We start from the raw sequence: 6012 nt of genomic DNA, 5'->3' as shown, positions 1-6012 counted from the left end.
GCCACTATCGTTTTAATAACCGGGATGAAGCCATCTCAGTAATACGGGAATACATTGAGATTTTCTACAATCGTCAGCGTCGTCACTCTCGTCTGGGGAGTATCTCCCCGGCAGCCTTCAGGGAAAAATATCATCAGATGGCTGCTTAAAAAAAGAACAAATGGTAGTGTCCGCTATTGCCAGTACACCTCACGCTTCACCGGGACGTATACCGGAGCTGATGCGCGATCTTGCAAGTATGGGACAACTTGTGAAATTACCGACGAGAAGGGGAAGGGCCTTCCCGAGAGTGGTAAAGGAGAGGCCCTGGAAATACCCCACAGCCCGAAAAAGAGCCAGTCAGTTGCTTAACTGACTGGCATTACAGCCCTTGAGCTGCCGTTTTTTTATTCTGTTAGTTGTGAAACTGAAGCGATTTAGTCACTATCGATCTCATCAAATATGGCTCGCTTTGAGATATTCCTCAAGTAAAAAAACACCTCTTCCTGCGATTTCTCACAAAAAAGATTCGTTGACAAAAAGTGACAAAATTATGAGATTCCCATCACACATTTTGACATCAGGAACGGTATGCTGAATTCACCAAGACGGGAAGACAAGAGGTAAAATTTATGACAATGAACATTACCAGCAAACAAATGGAAATTACTCCGGCCATCCGCCAACATGTCGCAGACCGTCTCGCCAAACTGGAAAAATGGCAAACACATCTGATTAATCCACATATCATTCTGTCCAAAGAGCCACAAGGGTTTGTTGCTGACGCCACAATCAATACACCTAACGGCGTTCTGGTTGCCAGTGGTAAACATGAAGATATGTACACTGCAATTAACGAATTGATCAACAAGCTGGAACGGCAGCTCAATAAACTGCAGCACAAAGGCGAAGCACGTCGTGCCGCAACATCGGTGAAAGACGCCAACTTCGTCGAAGAAGTTGAAGAAGAGTAGTCCTTTATATTGAGTGTATCGCCAACGCGCCTTCGGGCGCGTTTTTTGTTGACAGCGTGAAAACAGTACGGGTACTGTACTAAAGTCACTTAAGGAAACAAACATGAAACACACACCGTTTTTCTTCGCATTCTTTTTTACCTTCCCCTGAATGGGAGGCGTTTCGTCGTGTGAAACAGAATGCGAAGACGAACAATAAGGCCTCCCAAACCGGGGGGCCTTTTTTATTGATAACAAAAAAGGCAACACTATGACATCGGAAAATCCATTACTGGCGCTGCGAGAGAAAATCAGCGCGCTGGATGAAAAATTATTAGCATTACTGGCAGAGCGGCGCGAACTGGCCGTCGAGGTGGGAAAAGCCAAACTGCTCTCGCATCGCCCGGTACGAGATATTGATCGTGAACGCGATTTACTGGAAAGATTAATTACGCTCGGTAAAGCGCACCATCTGGACGCCCATTACATTACTCGCCTGTTCCAGCTCATCATTGAAGATTCCGTATTAACTCAGCAGGCTTTGCTCCAGCAACATCTCAATAAAATTAATCCGCACTCAGCACGCATCGCTTTTCTCGGCCCCAAAGGTTCTTATTCCCATCTTGCGGCGCGCCAGTATGCTGCCCGTCACTTTGAGCAATTCATTGAAAGTGGCTGCGCCAAATTTGCCGATATTTTTAATCAGGTGGAAACCGGCCAGGCCGACTATGCCGTCGTACCGATTGAAAATACCAGCTCCGGTGCCATAAACGACGTTTACGATCTGCTGCAACATACCAGCTTGTCGATTGTTGGCGAGATGACGTTAACTATCGACCATTGTTTGTTGGTCTCCGGCACGACTGATTTATCCACCATTAATACGGTCTACAGCCATCCGCAGCCATTCCAGCAATGCAGCAAATTCCTTAATCGTTATCCTCACTGGAAGATTGAATATACCGAAAGTACGTCTGCGGCAATGGAAAAGGTTGCACAGGCAAAATCACCGCATGTTGCTGCGTTGGGAAGCGAAGCTGGCGGCACTTTGTACGGTTTGCAGGTACTGGAGCGTATTGAAGCGAATCAGCAACAAAACTTCACCCGATTTGTGGTGTTGGCACGTAAAGCCATTAACGTGTCTGACCAGGTTCCGGCGAAAACGACGTTGTTAATGGCGACCGGGCAACAAGCCGGTGCGCTGGTTGAAGCGTTGCTGGTGCTGCGCAACCACAATCTGATTATGACCCGTCTGGAATCACGCCCGATTCACGGTAATCCATGGGAAGAGATGTTTTATCTGGATATTCAGGCCAATCTTGAATCAGCGGAAATGCAAAAAGCATTGAAAGAGTTAGGTGAAATTACCCGTTCAATGAAGGTATTGGGCTGTTACCCAAGTGAGAACGTAGTGCCTGTTGATCCAACCTGATGAAAAGGTGCCGGATGATGTGAATCATCCGGCACTGGATTATTACTGGCGGTTGTCATTCGCCTGACGCAATAACACGCGGCTTTCACTCTGAAAACGCTGTGCGTAATCGCCGAACCAGTGCTCCACCTTGCGGAAACTGTCAATAAACGCCTGCTTATCGCCCTGCTTCAGCAACTCAATCGCCTCGCCGAAACGCTTATAGTAACGTTTGATTAACGCCAGATTACGCTCTGACGACATAATAATGTCGGCATAAAGCTGCGGATCCTGAGCAAACAGTCGCCCGACCATCGCCAGCTCAAGGCGGTAAATCGGCGAAGAGAGCGCCAGAAGTTGCTCAAGCTGAACATTTTCTTCTGCCAGATGCAGCCCATAAGCAAAAGTAGCAAAGTGGCGCAGAGCCTGAATAAACGCCATATTCTGATCGTGCTCGACAGCGCTAATACGATGCAGCCGAGCGCCCCAGACCTGAATTTGCTCCAGAAACCATTGGTATGCTTCCGGCTTACGTCCATCACACCAGACCACAACTTGCTTTGCCAGGCTACCGCTGTCCGGGCCGAACATCGGGTGTAACCCCAGTACCGGGCCATCGTGCGCCGCCAGCATGGCCTGTAATGGTCCATTTTTCACTGATGCCAGATCAACCAGAATACAATCTTTCGGTAAAGGCGGTAATTTGCCGATAACTTGCTCAGTAACGTGGATTGGCACACTAACAATCACCATTCCGGCATCGGCAACAATATCAGCCGCTCGATCCCAGTCATGTTGCTCCAGAATCCGCACCTGATAACCCGAGAGTGTCAGCATCTTCTCGAACAGGCGTCCCATCTGACCGCCACCGCCGACGATAACCACCGGACGCAGTGACGGACAAAGTGTTTTAAATCCTTTGTCGTTTTCACTGGAGTAAGATTCACGCATCACCCGACGCAAAACATCCTCAATCAGATCTGGCGGTACCCCCAGAGCTTCCGCCTCTGCACGACGCGAGGCCAACATAGATGCCTCGCGCTCCGGAACATAAATAGGCAGTCCAAAGCGGCTTTTCACCTCGCCCACTTCAGCAACCAGTTCCAGACGCTTCGCTAATAAATTCAGCAGCGCTTTATCGACTTCATCAATTTGATCGCGTAATGCGGTCAATTCAGCAACCATAATAAACCTCTTAAGCCACGCGAGCCGTCAGCTGCCCGTTCAGATCCTGATGAATTTCACGCAGCAAGGCATCGGTCATTTCCCAGCTAATGCAGGCATCGGTTACGGATACACCGTATTTCATTTCACTGCGCGGTTGCTCAGAAGACTGATTGCCCTCGTGGATATTACTTTCGATCATCAGACCAATAATTGAGCGATTGCCATCTTTGATTTGAGCAACCACGGATTCTGCCACCGCAGGCTGACGGCGATAATCTTTATTGGAATTACCGTGGCTGCAATCTACCATCAGAGACGGGCGCAGTCCCGCCTGTTCCATCTCTTTTTCACATTGCGCAACATCCGCAGGGCTATAGTTCGGCGCTTTACCACCGCGCAGGATGACATGCCCGTCCGGATTCCCCTGAGTTTGTAGCAACGCAACCTGCCCTGCCTGGTTAATGCCAACAAAACGGTGCGGCTGGGCGGCGGCGCGCATAGCGTTAATTGCTGTTGCCAGACTGCCGTCGGTGCCGTTTTTAAAACCAACCGGCATGGAAAGCCCGGAGGCCATTTCACGGTGAGTTTGCGATTCCGTTGTACGAGCACCAATTGCTGACCAGCTAAACAGATCGCCCAGGTATTGCGGGCTATTCGGATCTAACGCTTCCGTCGCCAGTGGCAGTCCCATATTCACCAGCTCAAGCAGCAATTTACGCGCGATCTGCAGCCCGGCTTCTACATCAAAAGAGCCATCCATATGGGGATCGTTAATTAACCCTTTCCAGCCGACAGTGGTACGGGGTTTTTCAAAATAGACGCGCATTACCAGATAGAGGCTATCGCTGACCTCTGCGGCAAGGGCTTTAAATCGACGAGCATATTCCAGAGCAGTTTCCAGATCATGAATGGAACAAGGACCACAAACTACCAGCAGACGAGGATCGCGCCCGGCGATAATATCTGAAATGGTTTTACGCGAGTCAGCAATCTGGGCTTCTTGTTGCAGGCTCAATGGAAAAGCGGCCTTCAGTTGTTCCGGAGTCATTAAAACCTGTTCGTCGGTAATATGTACGTTATTCAGCGCGTCTTTTTGCATGATGGCGATCCTGTTTATGCTCGTTTGCGATAGTTGATCCTCAGCGAGGATGACGTAACGATAACACATAAAGTAAAGTTTTCAATCCATATTTCGTACGCTTTTCTTTACACGAACAATTTACTCGCGCTTTGATGCTTATTTCGTACAAATAAATTTACACCCCCTTTAAAAACAATCCGCTATGCTTTGAAAAAGGAGAAAGAAATGATGAAAAAGTTTATCGCCCCCTTATTGGCTTTACTGGTTAGCGGATGTCAGATTGATCCTTATACTCACGCGCCAACCTTGACCAGCACCGACTGGTATGATGTCGGTATGGAAGATGCGATATCGGGCAGCGCCATAAAAGATGACGATGCATTTGGCGATTCACAGGCGGATCGCGGTCTATACCTTAAAGGATATGCCGAAGGACAAAAGAAAACTTGCCAGACCGATTTTACTTATGCCCGGGGACTTTCCGGTAAAAGCTTTCCTGCCAGCTGTAACAATGTTGAAAGTGCCAGCCAACTGCATGAAGTATGGCAAAAAGGGGCTGATGAAAATGCCAGCACAATACGATTAAATTAATTAAAACCCCACAAATAAATTAAACATAAGATTTTACTCATTGTGTTTTATTTCTCACATTGATGACGATCGCATGAAAAAATGATATTTTAATGAGCATTCTGAAAAAATATCGATGCATTTCGAGCGAAGAAGGTGGGGATCCCTGAATGCGTTTTTCTCACCGACTGTTCTTACTTCTGATTCTCCTGCTGACGGGAGCACCAATACTCGCTCAGGAGCCTTCTGACGTTGCGAAAAACGTGCGTATGATGGTTTCCGGTATTGTCAGTTACACCCGCTGGCCTGCGCTATCAGGGCCACCAAAGTTATGTATCTTTTCATCTTCACGTTTTAGTACCGCCCTACAAGAGAATGCCGCGACATCTTTGCCTTATCTGCCTGTCATCATTCACACTCAACAAGAGGCGATGATTTCAGGCTGCAATGGTTTTTATTTTGGCAACGAGTCACCGACATTCCAGATGGAATTAACCGAACAAGGTAATGACTCCAACTTACTGATAGTGTTTTATGTTCAGATAATGCCCGATGACCTTGTCATGCAGCTCCACCGATTTTGAGAACGACAGTGACTTCCGTCCCAGCCTTGCCAGATGTTGTCTCAGATTCAGATTATGTCGCTCAATGCGCTGAGTGTAACGCTTGCTGATAACGTGCAGCTTTCCCTTCAGGCGTGATTCATACAGCGGCCAGCCATCCGTCATCCATACCACGACCTCAAAGGCCGACAGCAGGCTCAGAAGACGCTCCAGTGTGGCCAGAGTGCGTTCACCGAAGACGTGCGCCACAACCGTCCTCCGTATCCTGTCATACGCGTAAAACAGCCA

7 protein-coding genes, 3 pseudogenes and 1 other annotated feature are annotated in these 6012 nt (G+C 48.2%); of the genes and pseudogenes, 7 read left to right on the top strand and 3 right to left on the bottom strand.

The window, feature by feature from the left end:
• The 5 genes and pseudogenes from BHE85_RS09715 to pheA form a co-directional block, all read left to right on the top strand.
• On the top strand, window positions 1-149 hold a 149-nt coding region (locus BHE85_RS09715), incomplete at its 5' end, for an IS3 family transposase (RefSeq protein ID WP_146628089.1).
• A gap of 41 nt (window positions 150-190) precedes the next feature.
• Window positions 191-351 (top strand): annotated as a pseudogene (locus tag BHE85_RS09710) (IS4 family transposase); the annotation flags it as partial.
• Window positions 352-611: 260 nt separating this feature from the next.
• Entirely contained in the window at window positions 612-953 is a 342-nt protein-coding gene (raiA, locus tag BHE85_RS09705) for a ribosome-associated translation inhibitor RaiA (RefSeq protein ID WP_000178456.1), read from the top strand.
• Between the two features lie 102 nt (window positions 954-1055).
• Window positions 1056-1181, top strand: a sequence feature (Phe leader region).
• Window positions 1057-1104 carry a pheA operon leader peptide PheL gene (gene pheL, locus BHE85_RS09700; RefSeq protein ID WP_001386991.1) on the top strand — a complete coding sequence of 16 codons (48 nt, stop codon included), beginning with the start codon at window positions 1057-1059 and terminating at the stop codon, window positions 1102-1104. It overlaps the preceding feature by 48 nt.
• Window positions 1182-1203: 22 nt before the next feature.
• A complete protein-coding gene (pheA, locus tag BHE85_RS09695; RefSeq protein ID WP_000200116.1) occupies window positions 1204-2364 on the top strand; it encodes a bifunctional chorismate mutase/prephenate dehydratase in 1161 nt (386 codons plus the stop codon).
• Window positions 2365-2406: 42 nt separating this feature from the next.
• Here pheA and tyrA read toward each other — a convergent pair whose 3' ends face one another.
• The gene (gene tyrA / locus BHE85_RS09690) at window positions 2407-3528 is read right to left on the bottom strand and encodes a bifunctional chorismate mutase/prephenate dehydrogenase (RefSeq protein ID WP_000225225.1); all 1122 of its coding nucleotides are present in this window, start codon (window positions 3526-3528) and stop codon (window positions 2407-2409) included.
• Window positions 3529-3538: 10 nt separating this feature from the next.
• Complete coding sequence (gene aroF, locus BHE85_RS09685; RefSeq protein WP_001168038.1) at window positions 3539-4609, bottom strand: 3-deoxy-7-phosphoheptulonate synthase AroF; 1071 nt, start codon at window positions 4607-4609, stop codon at window positions 3539-3541.
• Window positions 4610-4816: 207 nt separating this feature from the next.
• On the opposite strand from aroF, the gene BHE85_RS09680 reads away from it, so the two are divergent.
• Together BHE85_RS09680 and BHE85_RS09675 are read left to right on the top strand one after the other, a co-directional pair.
• Window positions 4817-5182, top strand: a complete 366-nt coding sequence (locus BHE85_RS09680) for a DUF2799 domain-containing protein (RefSeq protein ID WP_004985941.1) — start codon at window positions 4817-4819, stop codon at window positions 5180-5182.
• 149 nt (window positions 5183-5331) lie between these two features.
• Window positions 5332-5691 (top strand): annotated as a pseudogene (locus BHE85_RS09675) (YfiR family protein); the annotation flags it as partial.
• On the opposite strand, the pseudogene BHE85_RS09670 reads toward BHE85_RS09675, so the two are convergent.
• A pseudogene (locus tag BHE85_RS09670) lies at window positions 5680-6012 on the bottom strand (IS1-like element IS1X2 family transposase); the annotation flags it as partial. The pseudogenes BHE85_RS09675 and BHE85_RS09670 sit on opposite strands and share 12 nt — an antisense overlap.

This window comes from Shigella sp. FC1567, from assembly GCF_001743015.1.
Lineage (GTDB): Bacteria > Pseudomonadota > Gammaproteobacteria > Enterobacterales > Enterobacteriaceae > Escherichia > Escherichia coli.
This window is presented reverse-complemented; position numbering and strand designations above follow the sequence as displayed.